At 37.5% G+C, this 20,481-nt stretch carries 19 protein-coding genes; 2 read left to right on the forward strand and 17 right to left on the reverse strand.

Going from position 1 to position 20,481, the window contains the following annotated elements; translation table 11 throughout:
- Positions 1 to 40: 40 nt before the first annotated feature.
- Positions 41 to 1,180 carry a 2-methylaconitate cis-trans isomerase PrpF family protein gene (locus NFR29_RS00870; protein ID WP_251421816.1) on the reverse strand — a complete coding sequence of 380 codons (1,140 nt, stop codon included), beginning with the start codon at positions 1,178 to 1,180 and terminating at the stop codon, positions 41 to 43.
- The gene (locus tag NFR29_RS00875) at positions 1,167 to 3,110 is read right to left on the reverse strand and encodes an aconitate hydratase (RefSeq protein ID WP_251421819.1); all 1,944 of its coding nucleotides are present in this window, start codon (positions 3,108 to 3,110) and stop codon (positions 1,167 to 1,169) included. Before NFR29_RS00875 ends, NFR29_RS00870 begins: the two co-directional genes overlap by 14 nt.
- Positions 3,111 to 3,242: 132 nt before the next feature.
- Between NFR29_RS00875 and NFR29_RS00880 the strand changes: the two genes are divergently transcribed.
- Complete coding sequence (locus tag NFR29_RS00880; RefSeq protein WP_251421822.1) at positions 3,243 to 4,118, forward strand: LysR family transcriptional regulator; 876 nt, start codon at positions 3,243 to 3,245, stop codon at positions 4,116 to 4,118.
- 57 nt (positions 4,119 to 4,175) lie between these two features.
- Here the strand turns inward: NFR29_RS00880 and typA are convergent, their stop codons facing one another.
- From typA to moaC, 10 genes are all read right to left on the reverse strand, one after another.
- Positions 4,176 to 5,987, reverse strand: a complete 1,812-nt coding sequence (gene typA, locus NFR29_RS00885; RefSeq protein WP_251421825.1) for a translational GTPase TypA — start codon at positions 5,985 to 5,987, stop codon at positions 4,176 to 4,178.
- A gap of 230 nt (positions 5,988 to 6,217) precedes the next feature.
- On the reverse strand, positions 6,218 to 7,333 hold the full coding sequence (locus NFR29_RS00890; RefSeq protein WP_251421828.1) for an RES family NAD+ phosphorylase: 1,116 nt from the start codon (positions 7,331 to 7,333) through the stop codon (positions 6,218 to 6,220).
- Between the two features lie 5 nt (positions 7,334 to 7,338).
- Entirely contained in the window at positions 7,339 to 8,301 is a 963-nt protein-coding gene (locus NFR29_RS00895; RefSeq protein ID WP_251421830.1) for a sce7725 family protein, read from the reverse strand.
- 10 nt (positions 8,302 to 8,311) lie between these two features.
- Positions 8,312 to 9,133 (reverse strand): sce7726 family protein, encoded by an 822-nt coding sequence (locus NFR29_RS00900; protein WP_251421833.1) that lies wholly within the window; start codon positions 9,131 to 9,133, stop codon positions 8,312 to 8,314.
- 257 nt (positions 9,134 to 9,390) lie between these two features.
- Positions 9,391 to 11,481, reverse strand: coding sequence for a YadA C-terminal domain-containing protein (locus NFR29_RS00905; RefSeq protein WP_251421836.1), 2,091 nt, complete (start codon positions 11,479 to 11,481; stop codon positions 9,391 to 9,393).
- 17 nt (positions 11,482 to 11,498) lie between these two features.
- On the reverse strand, positions 11,499 to 11,672 hold the full coding sequence (locus NFR29_RS00910) for an ESPR domain-containing protein (RefSeq protein WP_251421839.1): 174 nt from the start codon (positions 11,670 to 11,672) through the stop codon (positions 11,499 to 11,501).
- 233 nt (positions 11,673 to 11,905) lie between these two features.
- Positions 11,906 to 12,829 (reverse strand): UDP-N-acetylmuramate dehydrogenase, encoded by a 924-nt coding sequence (murB, locus tag NFR29_RS00915; protein WP_251421897.1) that lies wholly within the window; start codon positions 12,827 to 12,829, stop codon positions 11,906 to 11,908.
- Positions 12,816 to 13,175 (reverse strand): YlbF/YmcA family competence regulator, encoded by a 360-nt coding sequence (locus NFR29_RS00920; protein WP_251421842.1) that lies wholly within the window; start codon positions 13,173 to 13,175, stop codon positions 12,816 to 12,818. The genes murB and NFR29_RS00920 overlap by 14 nt, the downstream gene beginning before the upstream one ends.
- A gap of 87 nt (positions 13,176 to 13,262) precedes the next feature.
- Complete coding sequence (trmL, locus tag NFR29_RS00925; RefSeq protein WP_251421845.1) at positions 13,263 to 13,745, reverse strand: tRNA (uridine(34)/cytosine(34)/5-carboxymethylaminomethyluridine(34)-2'-O)-methyltransferase TrmL; 483 nt, start codon at positions 13,743 to 13,745, stop codon at positions 13,263 to 13,265.
- A 50-nt stretch (positions 13,746 to 13,795) separates the two neighbouring features.
- A complete protein-coding gene (gene moaC, locus NFR29_RS00930; RefSeq protein ID WP_277612494.1) occupies positions 13,796 to 14,281 on the reverse strand; it encodes a cyclic pyranopterin monophosphate synthase MoaC in 486 nt (161 codons plus the stop codon).
- Positions 14,282 to 14,451: 170 nt separating this feature from the next.
- Here moaC and NFR29_RS00935 point away from each other — a divergent pair, with 170 nt between their 5' ends.
- On the forward strand, positions 14,452 to 15,129 hold the full coding sequence (locus tag NFR29_RS00935) for a metal-dependent hydrolase (protein WP_251421848.1): 678 nt from the start codon (positions 14,452 to 14,454) through the stop codon (positions 15,127 to 15,129).
- A 165-nt stretch (positions 15,130 to 15,294) separates the two neighbouring features.
- Here NFR29_RS00935 and NFR29_RS00940 read toward each other — a convergent pair whose 3' ends face one another.
- From NFR29_RS00940 to NFR29_RS00960, 5 genes are all read right to left on the reverse strand, one after another.
- On the reverse strand, positions 15,295 to 16,788 hold the full coding sequence (locus NFR29_RS00940) for a vWA domain-containing protein (RefSeq protein WP_251421851.1): 1,494 nt from the start codon (positions 16,786 to 16,788) through the stop codon (positions 15,295 to 15,297).
- Between the two features lie 126 nt (positions 16,789 to 16,914).
- Positions 16,915 to 18,012 (reverse strand): AAA family ATPase, encoded by a 1,098-nt coding sequence (locus NFR29_RS00945; RefSeq protein ID WP_251421854.1) that lies wholly within the window; start codon positions 18,010 to 18,012, stop codon positions 16,915 to 16,917.
- 179 nt (positions 18,013 to 18,191) lie between these two features.
- Entirely contained in the window at positions 18,192 to 18,998 is an 807-nt protein-coding gene (locus NFR29_RS00950; protein ID WP_251421858.1) for a hypothetical protein, read from the reverse strand.
- A 33-nt stretch (positions 18,999 to 19,031) separates the two neighbouring features.
- On the reverse strand, positions 19,032 to 20,063 hold the full coding sequence (locus NFR29_RS00955) for a carbohydrate kinase family protein (RefSeq protein WP_251421861.1): 1,032 nt from the start codon (positions 20,061 to 20,063) through the stop codon (positions 19,032 to 19,034).
- Positions 20,053 to 20,472 (reverse strand): YbaN family protein, encoded by a 420-nt coding sequence (locus NFR29_RS00960; protein WP_251421866.1) that lies wholly within the window; start codon positions 20,470 to 20,472, stop codon positions 20,053 to 20,055. The genes NFR29_RS00955 and NFR29_RS00960 overlap by 11 nt, the downstream gene beginning before the upstream one ends.
- Positions 20,473 to 20,481: the final 9 nt, after the last annotated feature.

The following is a 20,481-nucleotide window of genomic DNA, read 5'->3' on the forward strand; positions in this document are numbered from 1 at the left end:
TTATTTATGCTTATTTGTTATAGCAATTCATATATTGTCGTTACCATGTTTTTACATAAGCAAAACCTTCCATAATTGGTCTTGCTGTTCGAGCTACACCGGCTTTATGCAATATCCAATTGCCATCAACACATTCAATATCTATATTGAACTCAAAGCTACCGGATGGATGTCCTATAACCACTTGATTCGTTTCTTTTGCACGACTACTTACTACATCATTAGCTACCGTTCCTGTAATGAGTGATGCTGTAGCTGTACAAATGCCTCCTGTAACAGCATAGGCTTTATGAATCTTGCCTAATGCTTTTGTTCGCGCTACTAGATCGATGCTATTTTCATCAATCACTCTACCATCCATACAAGTATAGCTAGCAGATTTCGCAACAACACAAATTTTTGGCACTGCCGAACTAACTGCATCTACAGACTTAGCAAGCCCCATACGCAATGCACCTTGTACACGAAGTTCTTCTAATATATTCATAATACGTGCATCAGATTCGATATCACTAGCCGATTCTGATCCTATTAATCCAATATCTTCAGCTTTTACAAAAACAGCAGGAGTAGCAGCATCAACCATACTCACTTCTACATCTTGTCCATCTTGTAATGTTACTGTTTCTCGAACTTTACCTGTTGGTAATAAACCACTCGTTTTAGAGCCTGCAGGTTCCATAAAATAAAGCGTTAATTTAGCGCCCGTACCAGGTACACCATCGATGGAAAAATCGCCTGAAAAGGCCGGCTCACCATCAACGATAGGCACATGTTCTTCTACATATTGTTTCGTATTTGTATTAAAAATGCGTACGGTCGTTACAGGTTCAACAATTTCTACTAAACCTTTTAAAATAGCAAATATGCCAACACCTGACAGTATATTGCCACAATTTCCTTCATAATCAACTTCCGCTTTTTCAATACCTACGTAACCAAATGTATACGCTATATCTACCCCATATGGTTCGCCACTAGAAAGAATTGCTACCTTGCTTGTTAAAGGATCAGCACCACCGATGCCGTCAATTTGTCTAGCATCAGGGCTACCATATAATGAAAGTATAACTTCATCTCGTTGAGCTTGATTTTGTGGCAAATCATCACTCCATAAATAAGCGCCTCGGCTCGTGCCGCCCCGCATAAATAATACTGGAATTTTTTTATAACCCTTCATTGTTCTTTTCCTTCAAATAATTAAGTTTACCACCAGCTAAAATCATATCTTTTTGACGTTCTGTTAAATTAGCTTGCAATGCATACTCTACATTTTTAGTTTTGTTAATAACTTTTACTGTTCCTGTTTCTAAGCCAGCCCATACATCATCAAAGACTAATACGTCGTTTTCCTCAATAGCAGTGTATAAGGCTTCATCATCATAATACAGTGACATAATACCAAAGTTAATGAGGTTATCGCCATGAATACGTTCAATACTTTTAGCAATAACCGCTTTAACGCCTAAGTACATAGGACATAATGCAGCATGTTCTCTAGAGGAACCTTGTCCATAGCTTTCGTGGGCTACAATTACATTGAACGTTCCTTCTGCAGTATTAGCTAAACATTGATCATGGAAATTTTCATTCATATGATAGAACACATAATTACTATATTTCTTAATATTTGATCGATATTTCAAGTAAGGTCCTGCTGGCATAATGTGGTCAGTTGTAATTTTATCGCCTACTTTAATAGCCACTTTTGCTTCAAAAGATTTTGGCAATGCTGTATTAGCTGGTGGCTCACCAATATTAGGACCTCTAAAGATAGTTGCATTTTTATCTTTTGTCGGTGCAATAATCATAGAATCATCAATAGCAAAACGATGCGGCATTTCTATTGGTTCTTTATCGAATGGCAATGTGCTTGGATCTGTAATCACACCTGTAAGAGCGGAAGCAACAGCTGTTTCTGCACTTACCAAATATACATTGGCACTTTTAGTACCACTTCTACCTTCATAATTTCTATTGTTCGTTCTTAATGATACGCCTTCAGTTCTTGGTGCTTGACCACAACCTACACAGAATCCACAAGTACTTTCTAAAATACGAGCACCAGACATAACGATGTCTGCCAAAGCACCATTATTAGAAATCATAGATAATACTTGTCGACTACCAGGTGCTACGCCAAAGCTAACATTTGGATTAATTTTTTGGTTTTTTAACATGTTAGCAACGACCATCAAGTCTCTATAAGAGGAGTTAGTACAACTCCCTACCAAGGATTGATCTACAGGCATACCTGCAATTTCAGCAACAGTTTTTACATTATCTGGCGAATGAGGACATGCAACTAATGGTTGAAGCTGGGATAAATCAATAGTAATTGTTTCATCATATACAGCATCTTCATCGGCTACTACTTCCACCCAATCAGCTCCTCGCTCTTGCGCTTCTAGGAATTGTTTAGTTATTTCATCACTTGGGAACACAGATGTAGTAACTCCCATTTCTGCCCCCATATTAGTAATCGTCGCACGTTCAGGTACAGAAAGATATTGTACACCATCGCCAGTATATTCCAAAGCAGTCCCTACATTACCTTTAGTAGTGAGAATAGATAATACTTTTAATACCACATCTTTAGCGGAGCACCACATTGGTAATTTACCTTTTAATTGAATGTTAATAACTTTAGGGCACGTTAAATAGAACGTATTACCAGCCATAGATGCTGCTACGTCCATACCACCTACGCCCATAGCAAACATACCAACACCACCAGATGTAGGTGTATGGCTATCAGACCCAACTAACGTTTGCCCTGGACGCGCAAAACGTTCTACATGCACTTGGTGACAAATACCATTACCAGCTTTAGAGTAATAAATACCATATTTATTTGCTACATCTTGCAAATACTTATGATCGTCAGCATTTTCAAAACCATCTTGCAATGTATTGTGATCTACATAAGAAACAGATAAGGTTTTTACTTCATCTACTCCAAGCGCTTCAAATTCTAAATATGCCATAGTTCCTAATGCATCTTGTGTTAAAGTTTGATCTATTTTAATGCCAATTGTTTCACCAGCAATCAAATTTCCTTCTACTAAATGGTTTTCTAATATCTTATAAATAATACCTTTCTTTCCCATTTTCAGCCTCTCTTTATTACTAAAATAGATATAATAATTTCTCTATACTCATAATATACAAGTTTTAAAAATAAAAAAAATAGATTAATTTTATTTTTTATTATAAAATCAATTTATATCGGAGGTATTATAATGGAATATACAAAAAAAGATTTACAAATGTTTATCACCTTAGGCGATACAAAAAATATAACTAAAACAGCCAATCAATTGTACATCTCTCAGCCTGCCATTAGCTATCGTTTATCTCAATGGGAACAACAATTAGGTGAGTCCCTATGTATTAGAACCACTCGTGGGATTCGGTTAACAGAAGCAGGAGAAATGCTATATAATTTTGCGAAAACTGTCCTACAAGACGAACAACACTTTATCGACCAACTACAAGAATCGCAACATATGTTAAAAGGTACCCTACATATCGGAAGTTCATCTATTTTTGCCAACTATCATTTACCGGCTATATTAGAAGGTTTTAGTCACCTCCATCGGCATGTACAAATCCATCTATATACGGGCATAAGCTCAGATATAAGCCAAAAATTCAACAATAATCAAATCGATATAGCCTTTATTAGAGGGGAACAAAAAATTTCTGGACAAAAGCTATTTCTAAGCAAAGAGCCATTATGTCTTGTTACCGCAAAAACAACAAAACAAGAAGATCTATTACAACTGCCTCAAATCAGATATACAACAGATCCCTCTTTATATACAATTATGGATACGTGGTGCAAAGAAAACTTCGATACACCTCCGCTCCATTCTATCTATTTAGACTCAATGGCCACTTGCCGTCATTTTATAAAAAGAAATTTAGGCTGGGCTATACTTCCTTATACAGGATTAGAATCGTTAGGAAATGATTTACAAATACAACCATTATATTGGAAAACTGGAGTCCCTATAGAACGAGAAACATCAATGTATTATCATGATATTACACCGCAAAGGAAAACAACGGCTGCGTTTATAGATTATCTAAAAAATTACTATAAATCAGAGTAAATTACATAATTTTCTTACTTTATAACAAAAAAGACGCCGTAAGGCGTCTTTTTTATCTTATTTTTTATTTTTAGCTGCTTTCGCACGTGCATTACGATCAAGAATAGTTTTGCGCATACGAATGCTTTCAGGTGTTACTTCTACTAACTCATCATCGTTAATCCACTCAAGAGCTTGTTCCAAGGAAAAAATACGAGGCGGTGTTAAACGTACTGCTTCATCAGAGGAGCTAGAACGCATATTTGTAACGTGTTTTTTCTTACATGGATTTACGTCCATATCAAGCTCACGAGCATTTTCACCGATAACTTGACCTGTGTATACGTCTTGGTTAGGGCCGATGAATAAAGTACCACGGTCCTGAACAGAATTCAAACCATATGGTGTTGTTTCACCGTTTTCAAACGCTACCAAAGCACCTCGTGTACGGCTAGGAATTTCCCCTTTATATGGTGCATAGCCATGGAATACATGGTTCATAATACCATTACCTTTTGTAGCTGTTAAGAATTGGGAACGGAAACCAATTAAGCCACGAGCAGGAATAACGAATTCCATACGAAGGTAACCAGCAAGTTCAACCATATTAGTTAATTCCGCTTTACGTTGACCTAAGTTTTCCATTACTGTACCCATATATTCTTGTGGTACGTCAATTGTCAATGCTTCTAATGGTTCACACAATTGGTCGTTAATAGTTTTGAAAATTACACGAGGTTTACCAACTTGTAATTCATATCCTTCACGGCGCATCGTTTCAATTAATACAGCCAAATGTAATTCACCACGGCCAGATACTTTGAAAGCATCCGCAGAGTCTGTTTCTTCTACTTTCATAGATACATTTGTTTCTACTTCGCGGAACAAACGATCCCGTAAGTGACGAGATGTTACAAATTCACCTTCACGACCAGCAAATGGAGAGTTGTTTACGGAAAATACCATGGACAATGTAGGTTCGTCAATAGAAATAGTCGGTAATGCTTCTGGATGTTCCGCATCAGCTACCGTTTCGCCGATATTAATATCTTCAATACCAGCAAAAGCGATGATATCGCCCATTTCTGCTTCGTCTGTTTCTACTCGATTCAAACCATTATATGTATAAAGGCGACCAATTTTGCCTTTGCGTGTGCTTTCACCATTCATGATGGCTACTTGTTGGTTAGTTTTCATTTTACCACGCACGATACGGCCTACCGCGATTTTGCCGATAAAATTATCATAATCAAGGGTAGTAATCATAAATTGCAATGGACCTTCAATATCGCCTTTTGGCGCTGGAATTTCATCAATCAAAGTTTTGAACAATGGTTCCATATTCACTGCTTCGTCATCCCAGTTTGTTTTTGCCACGCCAGAACGAGCCGATGCGTATACTACAGGGAAATCTAATTGATCATCATCTGCTTCAAGTTCCATAAAGAGCTCAAGAACTTCGTCTTCTACTTCTTGAACACGTTGGTCTGGACGGTCAATTTTATTGATGACAACGATTGGTTTTAATTTTTGTTCTAATGCTTTACGCAATACGTATTTCGTTTGCGGCATTGGGCCTTCATAAGCATCTACTAACAGTAATACGCCATCCACCATGTTCAATACACGTTCTACTTCGCCACCGAAGTCAGCATGGCCTGGTGTATCAACAATATTAATTTTAATACCGTCATGCATAACTGCTGTATTTTTAGAAAGAATAGTAATACCTCTTTCTCTTTCTAAATCATTAGAGTCCATAACGCGTTCCGCTACTTTTTCATTGTCCCGGAATACGTGACTTTGACGTAATAATGCGTCCACCAATGTTGTTTTACCATGGTCAACGTGGGCGATAATCGCTACATTTCGAAGATTTTCGCGAATCATAAGATCCTCCCTTTAATTCTTTCTTATATTCTATATCGCATAGTCTGTTATAGCAGTTATTATCTACTATATTAGGTAATTTACTGCCACATACTATGCAGGTATATTCCAAAAATTGGCAATAGCTAATTATAACGCACTCTACTGGTGAAAGTCAAAAGAGCCTCTCCTTAGATATTAAATGATAAGTTGAGACTCTTTTTATTAAATAATTACATAGAGTTTTTTAGTTAGTTGAAAGTTGATTCATTAGTAATAATACTTTTTTTATAATCTAAAGCCCTTATATAATATTTATTGACATTAGTGCATTCACATTTACATGATTGACTGTCTGCATCAAATAGTACAACATTTCTTCCTGTATCACTATGTGTACTTTTAAATTCTATCCCGTCATAAATAGGATTTCCGTTTTCATCTACAATACTTTTTATATAATCAGCTAAAAATTGCGTAGGGACATAATCTAGTGGATCATCTTTACTTGATTGTGGCTTCCGAATAGATTTATCCATATCTTCAAGCACACTTTTATTTAAAGCAATATCTGCTATATTTGTATTATTGGAGATTAAGTAAAATGGACTTATTTCAGTAATTTTGGCGAGGTTAACAAGCCTCAAAGAATCAATTACAGTAAACGTACCTACACAAACATATTCAAATGCACCAGCGCGAATCTCTTTAATACACGTCTCTTCATCCGTCGCTAAATATAAACAATTTACGCCTCTCGCATTGATACGCCCTTCACTACTTTTTCGTCCACCAGGGGCTCCCATTTCATTTTTTCTATAAATATAATCTTTACTAACAGTCCTCGCTCGGAAAAATCTATCATTTTTTGAATAATGTGTTTCAACATAAGAAAATAAAGATTTCAATACATCCTTTTGGATATATCTCGAATGATATCGATTTACCTCAATAATTTCTTTTGTAAATTGATCCCATGATGTACTTAATGCTAAATGCGAATCCCTATAATCTGAATTCAATAACTTTTCGAGAATAACATTTGATGTAAATAAATCCTTACGTTCCTTACAATATTCTAAACAAAGGTTCTGTATAATTACAGCTATAGTATCTTCGTTAAAACTATCGTTAAAAATCTTCCATTGTTTTTTTATCTCTCTTCCCAATGGTTTCCCAGATTCATGAATAACATAGTTATCTAAAAAACCTTCCATCATGTCTCTTATGCTATCTAATAAATGAATATCATACAACTTACTTTCATTTTTACAATTTGGACAAATAGCTTTAGCATCTACAGACTCATATTGATTCAACATGGCTTTTAATTCTTTATCATTAAAACAATTCCCACAAATTTTCATAATAATCAACCTCGTTGTGATTGAAAATAATGATGTACCGTTTCTAAATGTTGTTGAATAGATAGCTTTTTTATAACACCTAAGCCTGGGTAGCGTTTTTCATTGTATAGCTTTTGAAACTCTTCTAATGCACTTGTATAATAAGTATATGATTGTTTCCAAGTAATTAACTTCTCCAATGCCTCGCTAAATTTTCCGGCGGGATTTTCAATGCTATCATTGGATTCTGAAACGAAATGATGAACATAAAAAATATTATCTTCTTTGTCATTCATATAAACGATGTGTATTGCTACAGCTCTAGGCGCAAATCCAAGCGTATTTGCATCATTTCCAATTATTGAATAATCTGAATAACCTCCAAATCCATCATTTTCAAAATAAATATGATCTGAAGAAAATATTTCATCTTTTTGTTCTTCATAATCTGAATTTCTCGCTTTTTTATTAAATCTATCCATGCATAAAACAAGATTAGTTGCCTTACGAGAAAGTCCCCTAGTAAAATCACGGCTTTCGCCTACTAAAATATATCGCATAGTCAATTGTCGTTCTTCGCCCAAACGATTCAAATTAGAAATTTGCTCTGGTTCTAAACAACAAATAATACAGTCTTTATCTTCATAATGTAAATTCTTTAATTCATCAAAAACAATTTCGTAGTCTGCACTCATATGTATTACAGGAACAACATATCGAGAATAGCCTTCGATTTCCTGAATAAAATTAATTAATTCTTTTAAATCATAACCAAGATATAGTTGATTTGAGTTAAATATAATACCAATATACTGTTCTGTCTCTATAAAGGATTCAATAGTTTTTTTCAATCTCGTAGTCAAATTAACTGGATCTACGATAGGCAAAATTTGATTTGTTTCTAGCGTTGTAGCAAATAAATTATGTCGTGCTTCTACATCAAGTGCTAATAATTCATATTGTCGACCTCTAAAAATTGGTAAGTACATATAAACCTCCTCAATGCCCTAGAAACTGTATTAACTTTAGATAGTCCCTTCTCTTAAAATTAGAGAAGTATACCAAAGAACGAATAGATTTAGGTATATAATCATAATTTATAGATATATCTTTATATTTATGTAAATTTCGTTGCTTTAATTGATAAATAAATAGCTTATATAAACGCTCTTCATCAATTTTGAGAAATACCTGTTTACATATATCATAATACTCAAAATCATTTCCAGCTGGTAACTTACCATAATAAGATAAAAGCAAATCTTCAAATTCATACTTTCGTAAAATAGAAAACCACACCTTGGGATCCAAATCCCCTTTATAAATATCTGCTTTTTTCTTTTCACTCAATGTCATTCTATCTGTTAATATAATGATACCTACTGGAGAATCACTTAATAAACTATAGACTGCATCAAAATGTTTTTCAGCTATTACCACATTCACTGTATCAAAAGCTTTGTAGTAATTAGTTAATTGTTTTTTTAATCGTTCTAATGAGTCTAATTCAGTTTTTATTTCATATACTACAGCTTTTCCATTAAACAAAATAAAATCAGCAATAGAATCTTCTATTGGCAATTCTACAATAGCCGAGGTTGTTTTTAAGCTATGTTTACCTAATACTAATTTATTAAATAATGTATTTTTATATACATATTCATTACGATAGTATCTAATAAGTTCTTTATAAAGAACCTCAAGTCGTTCATGATTATTTTGAGCACAATCAACCAAATCTTGTAATTTGGAAGAATCTTCTATAAGTTTCATCAAATTGTTTTTTGTAAAGAACTTACTACCTTTAAAAATAACAGACATAATATGACCTTCCTAATTAGCGATATGCTATTACTATATCTGAAATCTATATATTATATAGTGTTTTATATTATTGTAATATAAAACTACCCATTTAGGCTATCAAAATTATAGAATTAATACTATATTACAAGAATATATATTCAATTATAACTAAATCATATTATTTTCCCTCCGAACTAACAAAAAACAGTTGATACCATGATTATAAGGTATCAACTGTTTTAAATTATATTTAAGCGCTGATATAGAAATTGTTACACTTCAACTTGTTGTTGATTTTGTAAAACTTGCATTAATACTTGTTTTATTTGTTCATTTTCAGCTTTCAATTGTGCTACTTCACTTTGTAGTACATAAACAGAGCTGATTGGGCCATTTTGGTATTCAGCAGGTACGTATTGTTTATCTGCACCGCTACCTACAGCAAATGTAACACCTGCATTAGCTGCAAAGGAATGGCTGCCACCATAAACTGCACCAACATGGAACATTGTATTTTCATTGCTATAGTGTGCTACTCCCAGTGCTGTAGATGTTTCACCACGGAATGTACCTACACCAGCCATGATTTGAGTTGGTTTATGAGGATTATATTGAATTGGTTTTAATGCTGCTAACGCAACTGCGGAAGCACCAGCTTTTTTGATATCATCATCTAAACGATTAGTACGATCTTCTAAACCACTAATACGTTGCGTATTGCTTTCAATTTTTTGATCTTGTATAGCATTATGAGCTTCTACAGCAGTTAAACGCTCAGTTTGTTGCGCATTAATAGTTTGTACAGAAGCAATACGACTAGCTAAATCAATATCTGCATTTTTACGTGCAGTTGCTTCAGCTGTAATATTTGCCTGAAGTTTTTGATCTTCATTCTCACGTGTACGTTCTTCTGCTGCAACACGATTAGTTAATGCAGTATCTGCTTGTTCACGCGCATCACCTTCAGCATCAAGGGCATCTGCAATTGCAATGTCATTCTTTTCAAGTTCATCTAGGCGAGTATCATGTACTGCATCTGCTTGTTCTCGTAAACCTTTTTCTAAAAGTATGCCTTGCGCTAATTTATTATCTGCCCATTCACGTGCAGTTGCTTCAGCTGTAATATTATTTTGAAGTTTTGCATCACCATTCTCACGTGCACGTTCTTCTGCTGCAACACGATTAGTTAATGCAGTATCTGCTTGTTCTCGTAAATCCTTTTCTAAAAGAATGCCTTGTGCTAATTGATTATCTCGAACTTCACTCATCTCAGCCGTATAGTCAATTTGATTTTGAAGTGTTTCATCAGCCTGTTGACGCTCAGTTTGTTCATACTGAATTGCATCAGCTGCTGCCTGTGCAAGATCACTCGTAGCTGTTTCCACGTCTGTGATGCGACGTTCATTATCTAAAACTTTATTTCCTACAGTCATGATGCCTTGAGCCAATTGATTGTCTGCATTCTCACGTGCATCACCTTCAGCATCAAGAGCATCTGCAAGAACCTCAATATTAGAATCAAGCACATCAAGACGAGTATTATGAATTTCGGCAATCTCTCGTGCGGCTGTTGCAACAGTTGCAAGGTCATCTCGTGTAGTATTGAGAGCGCTTGTTAAATTTGTTTGACCTTGTTCTACTGCGCTAATACGACTATCATATTGATTGATAGAAGCTGCAGCATTATTTGCGGCAGTAGCAGCATTATTTGCGGCAGTAGCAGCATTATTTGCATCTGTTGCTGCTTGGTTTGCATTAGTTATTGCTTGTGCCGCACCACTTACAACATTATCTGCTCGATTTGCTGCTGCTTGAGCTAATGTTGCACTATTAGCTGCATTTGTTTCGCTTGTAGCTGCATTTGCTGCACTTGTCGCTGCTGCAGTTGCAGAACCTTGTGCTGCTGTTGCGCTATTAGCTGCATTCGTTTCGCTTGTAGCTGCATTTGCTGCACTTGTCGCTGCTGTAGTTGCAGAACCTTGTGCTGCTGTTGCGCTATTAGCTGCATTCGTTTCACTTGTAGCTGCATTTGTTGCACTTGTCGCTGCTGCATTTTCTGATGCTTGTGCTGCTGTTGCAGCATCATCTGCCGCCACTGCATTAATTGCAGATGCCGATGCTGCATTTTCCGCTGCCGTTGCACTATTTTGTGCATCTGCTGCACTACCTGCTGCTGCAGTTGCAGAACCTTGCGCTGCTGTTGCACTATTTTGTGCATCTGTTGCACTACCTGCTGCTGCAGTTGCGGAACCTTGTGCCGCATTAGCACTGTTAGTTGCATCATTAGCAGATGCTGCAACATTACTTACTTGTGCAGTCAAACTAGTTACACTGTTAGATAATTCTCTAACTTGATCCGTCAAAGTCTGGTTATCCCAGGCTACTGCACCTGATGTCCCCCCCCCGTGAACACAGCGCCAGATACGATGGCAGCAACCACCGCACCTTTCACGAGAGAACTGCCGCTCATTTTAGAACGATTTTTACCTAACTCAGACACGACTTCATAAGCGTTTTTAGCTTTATTATAAACAACTTTATAAATTTTGTTCATAATCAATACCTCCTCATAAACATACACTTCACACGCTTGTGCCTTGATTATAACCATTCTTCATGAATTTGTAAACTAGATTTTTTATCCACTCTCAGAGGACATCAATAATAATAATAATAATAATAATAATAGACAAAACCTATAAAAATCCGCTTCATCTCAAAACAAAATTAAACAAAAAGGAGATAGACCGAAAAACTAAATTTCGGTCTATCTCCTTTATTAAATCATTAATCTTCACCAATCATCCGCACTTCTGGTTCTAAATGAACACCATGAGCGTCATGCACACGTTGTTGCACTTCTTTAATCAAGGTCAACACATCATGAGCCGATGCATTGCCCGTATTGATGACAAAACCAGCATGTTTTTCCGACACTTGCGCATCGCCTACGGAAAAACCTTTCAAACCAGTTTGTTCGATTAATGTACCAGCATAATATCCTGTAGGGCGTTTAAACGTAGAGCCAGCACTAGCAAATTCTAAAGGCTGTTTCGATTCACGTTTTTCTGTGAGTTCATCCATGCGCGCTTTGATAGCCTCTTGATTTCCTTCTGTTAAGGTCATCACAATTTCTGCAATAACTTCATGATTATCATGGAATACGCTGTGACGATAGCCAAAGTCGAGATCTTTTACATCGTATTCTTTTATAGTACCATCAAAAGCAACAGCCCGTACACGAGACACGACATGACTCATTTCTCCGTCGTAAGCACCAGCATTCATAAATACAGCACCGCCCAATGTGCCAGGAATACCAATAGCAAATTCTAATCCCGTTAATCCTTGAGACCAAGCAAATTCAGATACATCTTTCAACATATAGCCAGCACCAACATATAACGTTTGATCTTTGCAGTCCATAATCTGCATCATTTCTTTAACAGATACAACGGCGCCACGAATCCCTTTATCTTTAACGAGAATATTAGAACCAGACCCAATTACAGTAAGCGGTATATTATGAGTTTTAATCGTTTTTAAAGTAAAGCTTAGTTCATCCATAGAAATAGGTTCTACAAAGATATCTGCAGGGCCACCGATTTTAAAAGTCGTATGGTATTTTAATTCTTCCTGTTTCCGCACGCGTTCTACGGGTAGTTGCGTTAATAATTCGGCGTGTAAGGCCTCAATATTAAGCTTCTTCATTTCCATGATTGAGCACCTTCATCCCCTCAGTGATAGGTCCGCTAATAATTTTATAAATATCATTAGAGATTTGACTCCAACGCATTTGAGCTTGCAAGTACTCTGCAGCTGCCGTATTTGCTTGAATTTGAGGCATTAATTCTTCTTGTTTTTTTTGTAATTCCTCTGCTTCTGGCGCACCTGAAATTTTAGCATATTCCCATTGCATTTGTTGTGCCATGAAAGTACGTACTAAAGCCGTAGCTGTTTGATCAGATTCTACTGCTTCTTGTGCTTTCATCAGTGCTTTATATTCTTCAGATTCGCGCATAGCATGTGCTAAATCATGTGCTTTATCATAATTCATAAGTATTCCTCTTTTCCTATATTATCCCTATCTACAATCAAAACATTGAAGTACTATATACGTCTCAATACTTAGCAACTAGTAACGTTACTCGTTAATCCAATTTCCTGCAGCTTTTAAATCTGGGTAATTTAATTGACGCATCCCTTCATAAGCAACAACGGCTACTGCATTGGACAAATTAAGCGATCGTGCCGCTTCTACCATGGGTATACGGATACAATAATCTTCTTTACCAGCTAATAAAGATTCTGGCAAGCCCCTCGACTCTGGGCCAAAGACGAGCATATCACCAATTTCATAACTGACTTCCGAATGAGTATGCGGAGCCTTTGTGGTAGCATAAAAATATCTACGCTCCGGATATTTCGCATACAAATCGTCTATCGATTCATGAACTTGTACATCTACTAAATGCCAGTAATCGAGACCAGCTCGTTTTACATGTTTATCATCAATAGAAAAACCTAATGGCTTAATAAGATGTAATGTCATGTGGTTCGCCGCGCAGAGACGAGCTATATTGCCCGTATTTCCAGGAATTTCTGGTTCATATAATACAATTTCCATAATCAAACCTCTATTCTTACATCTATATTATTCTACCTAATCTATAGTGTCTATTCAAGAGGTCTTACAAAATGACCACTTTTACCGCCATCTTTTTCTACTAAATAAGTGGGCCCAATGACCATACTTTTGTCAATAGCCTTACACATATCGTAAACCGTAAGCAGCCCTATTTGTACCGCTGTAAGAGCCTCCATTTCAACTCCCGTTTGTCCCGTCGTCTTCACAGTAGCACGAATCTTAACGGCCTTACTAGTCTCTACTTCTACTAAGGAACACTGTACTTCTACTTTTGTCAGCATTAAAGGATGACATAAAGGAATCAAATGACTTGTCTGCTTTGCCCCCATAATAGCTGCTAATTGAGCAACAGATAGAACATCTCCTTTTTTCATCGTCCCTTCTACAATACGTTCATAAATCCTATCGTTAATCGAGATAAAACCTTCTGCAATGGCAATTCGATCTGTATATTCCTTCTGAGATACATCAACCATCCACGCATTACCTTTATCATCAAAATGAGTTAAATCCATAATATCCTCTTTCTAAGTATTAAAGGAAAACTTTTATCATTTCATTTATAACAGCTTTCACAATATGCATAAGCTAATAATATGTATACATGACTAGGAGTATTTTACTTTTTCTAATTCTATTATACAATATAGATAATATATAAATATACAAAGGAGGAAGTGTTCCTATGAAAACCAAATTAACGTATTTAGGCCATGCTTGCTTTATGCTTACCCGAAATGATGTGTCTATCATTTTCGACCCATTCTTAACGGGTAATACTTGGGATGTGGCTAAAAAAGAAGATATCAAATGCCAATATATTTTTGTCAGCCATGGTCATGATGATCATTATGGCGACACGGAGTTCATTGCCAAAGCCAATGACGCTCTCGTTATTTCTACTGCAGAAGTTGCGCATAAAGCAGCCGACGCTGGTTGTCGTACCCATGCAATGCACTTAGGCGGCAAATTTGACTTTGAATTTGGCTCAATTCGCCTAGTTCCAGCATTTCACGGTGCTGGCGTACCTGGTGGCCATGCTGCTGGTTGTATCGTAGATTTCTATGGCGATATTATTTACTTCGCTGGTGATACGGCATTATTTAGCGATATGAAATTGCTAAACCGCTTCGGCGAAATTGACTATGCGTTACTCCCTATTGGCGACAACTATACTATGGGGATAGAAGATGCTGCCCTCGCTGCTTCCTATGTGAAAGCTCGTATCTCCATTCCTATTCACTATAAAACATGGCCTGTTATCGACAGAGAACCAGGCGTATTTACCAGCCTCGTAGAAGGTAAGTATAATCAAACCGCTTTGATTATCGATCCAGGTTCTTCTATTGAGCTAAATGCTTAAGATATGTTCAAAAGTAATAGAAAAACCTTCTAAATTTCAAAATCCCGCTACTGTTAGACTCGTCAACAATAACGGGATTTTTCTTATTCCATGTAATACATCATGAGCTATAGCCATTAATTATTCTATATATTTTAGAATTATTATATACATCCTAACACTATATTATATTTCCTGATTTGACATAGAGAATCCACCGCGATTACTCATGCGTACAAATTCATCAATATCTTGTGTTTCATCAACGCCTACATAACCTAATTCTCGAACAATACCAAAAGGTTGGGAAATAGATAATTGAGGATGTTCTCCAGTGAGAACCCATAAGATTCGATAGCCTTTAGGAGATTCTTTCAAACGCACTTCCCCTTTACCATCAGTGAAATATACGAGCAAGTCTACCTTCTCTCTATTAGCCAATGAAATAACAGGACTAAAAGCAGTTGCCCCACGCACATCAAGGCGAGTTTTAACATCACGCACATCTTCCATAGTATAGCTGCGACGCACCTCATTATCGCATTCTACAACAGTAATACGATGATTATAAGTGCGTACGATTTGCAAAACTTGTTCCAACGCAGCTGTAAACTCTATGTCTGTAATACTTCCACTCATATCTAGCGCCACCCAAACATTGGCTTTGTGGTTGCGCAATGTGCCCGCTAACTCTATCCGTTCTGGTTGACGACGATTACGTCGCATCGTCGTTTTCTTCCGTCCACTCGCTACTTTACCGATGAGTTTTTTCAAATAAAAATACCATGGCAACGAACGTTGTGTCTGTTGAAAAGTATGAACTAAGCTTTTGACATAACCCGATAATTCACCTTTAGAGGCGCTATTAATATAGCGTTCCGTAATCTTATCCATCATCGCTGTATCGATAGGATCTGACTCGTCCCATATATCATGGCTAAAAGCCTCGTCAAATTCCATAGCCACTACTTGTTCCACATCATCCACAGCAACAAATAGTTCCGGCTTTGTTTTCATTACCTTATCAATGGCTTTAGCATAATATTCAACAGTTCTAAATCGTTTCAATTCCAGTCCGTAGCGAGCATTCATATTACTAACTGTCGTCGCGTCGCGGCTCACATGGTCTAAATAATCATTAACAATCATATCCATAGCCATATGAACAGCTCTTTTTTGAAAGCGTTCACTCAATTCTTTACTACGCTCAAGATGGTTAGAAATGACATGTAATACCTCTCGTTTTATACCATCTTTCATGACGTCAGGAGGCTGTCTCAAGAGAATAAAGGGATTTACATATAACACATATTGTCCTTGTTTCATAGCTACGCCAAAGGCATTTTTCATATCAAGGCGTACTTCATGTCCCATTTGCAAATAAAAATAGCCAAAGAATTGTTCTTCTTCTAGAAGCAAGGAATTAACATCATGTAAAATGCGCCACAGTCGTTGTTCATAACCATCGTCGAGTATAGTGTCTACACTGACTTCATAGCGAGCATATAATTGTTCATATAAGGCGTCTGCCTCTCGATGAATACGCTCTCGTTTGGCATACCATCGATCAAAAGCTTGTACTGCTGTTTCGTTCAGGTCAGTACGTTTTTCACCGCCATCAATATGAGTCAATAGATCTGACGCATCGCGAATATCATCTTTGTCTAAATTTCGATTCACTATACCACCTCCTCTATGTCATGTATTTAATCAAGATCTATTTGATTCTATTCTCTAGACACTGTTCCCAGCTCTATATGAATGCTTAAAGCAATACCTATGCAAGAAGGGAATGTCTAAAAACCACTACCGATGAGCTGCAAAGAAGGATTCAGTAAAGCTCTTATCGTCTCGTGCAATCGCATATACCTTCGGATAGGTGTTGCGCATATCTTTCATAATGGCAATACGTAAATCTCCTGGATAGAGGTTAATAAATTCAATCATACTATGTATCTCTTCTACTGTAGCATGGGACTCTAAACGGTGAAGCATATTTTTAGCGCTCACATATAATCGAGTTGGACTCTCACTAGTAACCGTCTCTACTAAAGACATAATTCCTCCTGCCTTATGTCGAGCTTGCAACACATCATCGAAAGTTAACAGTGGCTCTTGCTCTGTTTCTATGAAATTCAAGAAAGCCTCTCCAATTAATCGCCCCACATTACCGCGAATAACATTGAGGAATACATCTCGACTCACTGCTGGTTTCCCCTCTTGATACAAACGATATAAATGAGATATGCGTTCAAAAGAGCGCGGTGTAGCATCGATATCGTCTTCATGCCGCTGATTTAAATAGTCTGGAAAGGCCGAAATAAATTCAATTACTTTCGGTTCAATATCATTCGTAATAGCCCAATCGATCCATTGCATATAATCGACTTCCATATACAACCAAACAAATCTGTTTTGCTGTGCTGGATCCATATCAATCGTTTGATAGTCATACGAATCTTCTGGGTTCATAGCTGCAATGATGCGCACTTCACCACTTAACACAAAACCATTGATTTCGCGGTTCAAAATGAGGTTCATCAACTCTTGTTGAACCGCATGTTCAGCTCGGTTAATTTCATCGATAAACAGCAATACTTGTTTACCTTTATCTATAGCTTGTGAAACTCGTTCTAATGTATGGTGAACGGCATATACCGTCGTTTTTAGTTCACGAATACGGCCTTCTGCATCACGATGAGAAACGGTTTCTACCGTAGGAAGACCACCGATTTCCCCTTCTTTCAACAAATTACCGTCAATAGTAACAAGTTCCCAATCATTCACAGCTGCCACACGAGCTGCTAATGAAGTTTTACCAATCCCCGTTTCCCCTACTAAGAGCGGTACTTGATTGGCTGCCAGTACTAATTCTACGCTGGCCATCGTATCTATAAAGTTCATATAAACTCCTATCTATTAAGCTACTGTCATCGTCTTACGAATGTAACTCATTGTACTGAATAATACTGGCTATGATATAACTAATCATTGTGAAAATCTAAATCATAGCCCTAACAAGGACAAATAGATATGAAAAGAGCACCTTTCGGTGCTCTTGTAACCTACTATATAGTATTTTATCAATATAATAGCCATTCATCAATGGCAATTCGTTTGGCTTTGGCCGATCCAACTGTATCGATGAGGGTGAGAATATCGATAGGCCATGACGATTGGCGACTTCCTAGTGCTTTATTTCTAACTACATCCCTCACATATCGTTCATCTACATCAGGGCTGGCAACCATATCCCCTATGATTCGTTCCACTTCTTTCACATCGATGCCCAATTGTTGTGGTACATAGCCTAAAATCAAACTAGATGTACGGAGTAAATCTAACACCACAGACGGTTCTAACTGCGTGATTTGACGAAGTGCTTGCGGATTTTGTAACACTGCTAAGCGTAGTGCGTCTATAGTAGGATTATCAATATAGCGCAGCGCTAAATAGGTTTTCTTAACTGCCGCCATTTGTACCGCTTCCGATGGATTCGGAATAAATTGGAGGGCCTCATAGGTTTGTTCTACAGCCCGTATTTGTAGGTCTTCGCTAGGAGCTTTTATATATCGAATAGCCCATCCCGACTGTTCTAATGCCAAATCGATCATAGCCGGCGTCGGTTGTTCAATAAACTCTAATACAGCCCAGTCTTTTTTGACTAACCCTAAGAGCAATTCTTCGCTTGGACTGTCTACAAATTGAAGGGCTCTCGACTCTGTTTCTAAAGCTTTTTCGATGACTGCGTGGGTCGGTTCTTTCAAATATTGCAACAACATACCATTCTGAGATACAGCCACTAATTGCATCGCCTCCGTAGGGTTTGGAATATTCCGAATCCCATGAGGATTGTTAGCCAAAGCTTGTAAATATTGTTCTTCTGTCATATGGTACCTAAATTATATAATACTTGTTTATACTTATGTTCCATTCATAAGAGCCTGTACAGCTTCCCATGTTGGCAAACCACTGCGACCGCCCATATGTTGTGTATTAAGGGCCGCCACAGCAGAGGCAAAGTGAGCAGCTTCTTGTAATACTGTATCGTCTATATGACGCATAATATCTACAGGGCGACCTTCATAGTTCCTTATATAGGCGCTAATCTTTGCTAAAAAGGCTCCGTGAAAGCTATCGCCAGCCCCTGTAGTATCCACTACCGATGATTGTTTGTAAGCAGGGCAATAATAATACGTTCCAGTTGGGCCTACAAAATGACTCCCCCTTTCACCATCTGTAATGCCCGCAATAAGGGCGCCTCGCTCATGAATGATTCGAACAGCAACTTTTAAATCAGTGGTGCTCGTATATTTTTCTCCAAAATCTCGCGCCACAATGACAATATGGCATTGCTTCGTAATAGCTCCTAAATCGTCATCATATCGCTGCGCACCACCATCAATGGATAATAGCAATCCCTTATCAAGCCCTTGTGCTATAGCTTCTACCATGACGTGCCGATGTCGACCATTCATATGAATAATCGCAGCAGAGTCAATCAATTTATTACAACGTTCATGCCACAGTACATCAGACGACGTGGAGGGCTCAAAAAATACAGCCCGTTCACCCGTGTCTTCTTTCACAAGGATGGTAGCAACCGCACTCGATGCTCCTGCTTCAACATCTATAGCCTGGGTATGAACCCCATAGCGCTGAAAGTCTTCTATAATGGCATCTCCTGCCGCATCATTACCTACGGTATCGATCATAGCCGTCTTAGCACCATATTTGCTGGCTGCTACTAAAGCCGTCGCTACAGGACCTCCGCCATCGCGAACAGAGGTCAACACCTTTTGCACCTCTCGGCCACTAGGAAAATGATTGATGACGAGAAAAGTGTCTAGCGTACTCGCTCCGATGCCAACGATATCATAGGATTCTTGACGCTTAGGATTCATAGTACTATGGGTACTAGCATGAGTAACTAGTCCCTCATCATTATGTTTCATGTCCCTCTCCTTGTTTTGTTTTAACAAAAAAGAACAATCCTATAACATGGCCAATCCAAACCACAGCTAATATGGCTAATACAATTGGTATATGGCGGGAAAAATAGGCCCCTATTCCCATAAGGAGCGTAACAGAACTAAGGATGGTCAACTTAGACCGCATTGCCATAGACTTATCTTTTTCATAAGCGCCTACTGTTTTTTGATACAAAGAAGATTCAATAAATTTCTTATGGAACCGTTCTGAGCCACGAGTAAGGGCAAATACAGTAAGCATATAAAAAGGAACTGTCGGAAGTAATGGCAACACAATACCTATTGTGCCTACTGCAAAGCTAATGCCTGCTATGATGAGCCATATATAGCGAGTCCAGCCTAATTGTTTAGGTGCCTCTTGGTTCTGCTCCATTACGTCCAA

Source organism: Veillonella agrestimuris, from assembly GCF_943193065.1.
Taxonomy (GTDB): Bacteria; Bacillota; Negativicutes; order Veillonellales; family Veillonellaceae; genus Veillonella; species Veillonella agrestimuris.

Excerpts from the sequence above, each read along its gene's own strand:
- NFR29_RS00870 (WP_251421816.1), bottom strand. The coding sequence starts at position 1,180 with ATGAAGGGTTATAAAAAAATTCCAGTATTATTTATGCGGGGCGGCACG.
- NFR29_RS00875 (WP_251421819.1), bottom strand. The coding sequence starts at position 3,110 with ATGGGAAAGAAAGGTATTATTTATAAGATATTAGAAAACCATTTAGTA.
- NFR29_RS00880 (WP_251421822.1), top strand. The coding sequence starts at position 3,243 with ATGGAATATACAAAAAAAGATTTACAAATGTTTATCACCTTAGGCGAT.
- typA (WP_251421825.1), bottom strand. The coding sequence starts at position 5,987 with ATGATTCGCGAAAATCTTCGAAATGTAGCGATTATCGCCCACGTTGAC.
- NFR29_RS00890 (WP_251421828.1), bottom strand. The coding sequence starts at position 7,333 with ATGAAAATTTGTGGGAATTGTTTTAATGATAAAGAATTAAAAGCCATG.
- NFR29_RS00895 (WP_251421830.1), bottom strand. The coding sequence starts at position 8,301 with ATGTACTTACCAATTTTTAGAGGTCGACAATATGAATTATTAGCACTT.
- NFR29_RS00900 (WP_251421833.1), bottom strand. The coding sequence starts at position 9,133 with ATGTCTGTTATTTTTAAAGGTAGTAAGTTCTTTACAAAAAACAATTTG.
- NFR29_RS00910 (WP_251421839.1), bottom strand. The coding sequence starts at position 11,672 with ATGAACAAAATTTATAAAGTTGTTTATAATAAAGCTAAAAACGCTTAT.
- murB (WP_251421897.1), bottom strand. The coding sequence starts at position 12,829 with ATGAAGAAGCTTAATATTGAGGCCTTACACGCCGAATTATTAACGCAA.
- NFR29_RS00920 (WP_251421842.1), bottom strand. The coding sequence starts at position 13,175 with ATGAATTATGATAAAGCACATGATTTAGCACATGCTATGCGCGAATCT.
- trmL (WP_251421845.1), bottom strand. The coding sequence starts at position 13,745 with ATGGAAATTGTATTATATGAACCAGAAATTCCTGGAAATACGGGCAAT.
- moaC (WP_277612494.1), bottom strand. The coding sequence starts at position 14,281 with ATGGATTTAACTCATTTTGATGATAAAGGTAATGCGTGGATGGTTGAT.
- NFR29_RS00935 (WP_251421848.1), top strand. The coding sequence starts at position 14,452 with ATGAAAACCAAATTAACGTATTTAGGCCATGCTTGCTTTATGCTTACC.
- NFR29_RS00945 (WP_251421854.1), bottom strand. The coding sequence starts at position 18,012 with ATGAACTTTATAGATACGATGGCCAGCGTAGAATTAGTACTGGCAGCC.
- NFR29_RS00950 (WP_251421858.1), bottom strand. The coding sequence starts at position 18,998 with ATGACAGAAGAACAATATTTACAAGCTTTGGCTAACAATCCTCATGGG.
- NFR29_RS00955 (WP_251421861.1), bottom strand. The coding sequence starts at position 20,063 with ATGAAACATAATGATGAGGGACTAGTTACTCATGCTAGTACCCATAGT.
- NFR29_RS00960 (WP_251421866.1), bottom strand. The coding sequence starts at position 20,472 with ATGGAGCAGAACCAAGAGGCACCTAAACAATTAGGCTGGACTCGCTAT.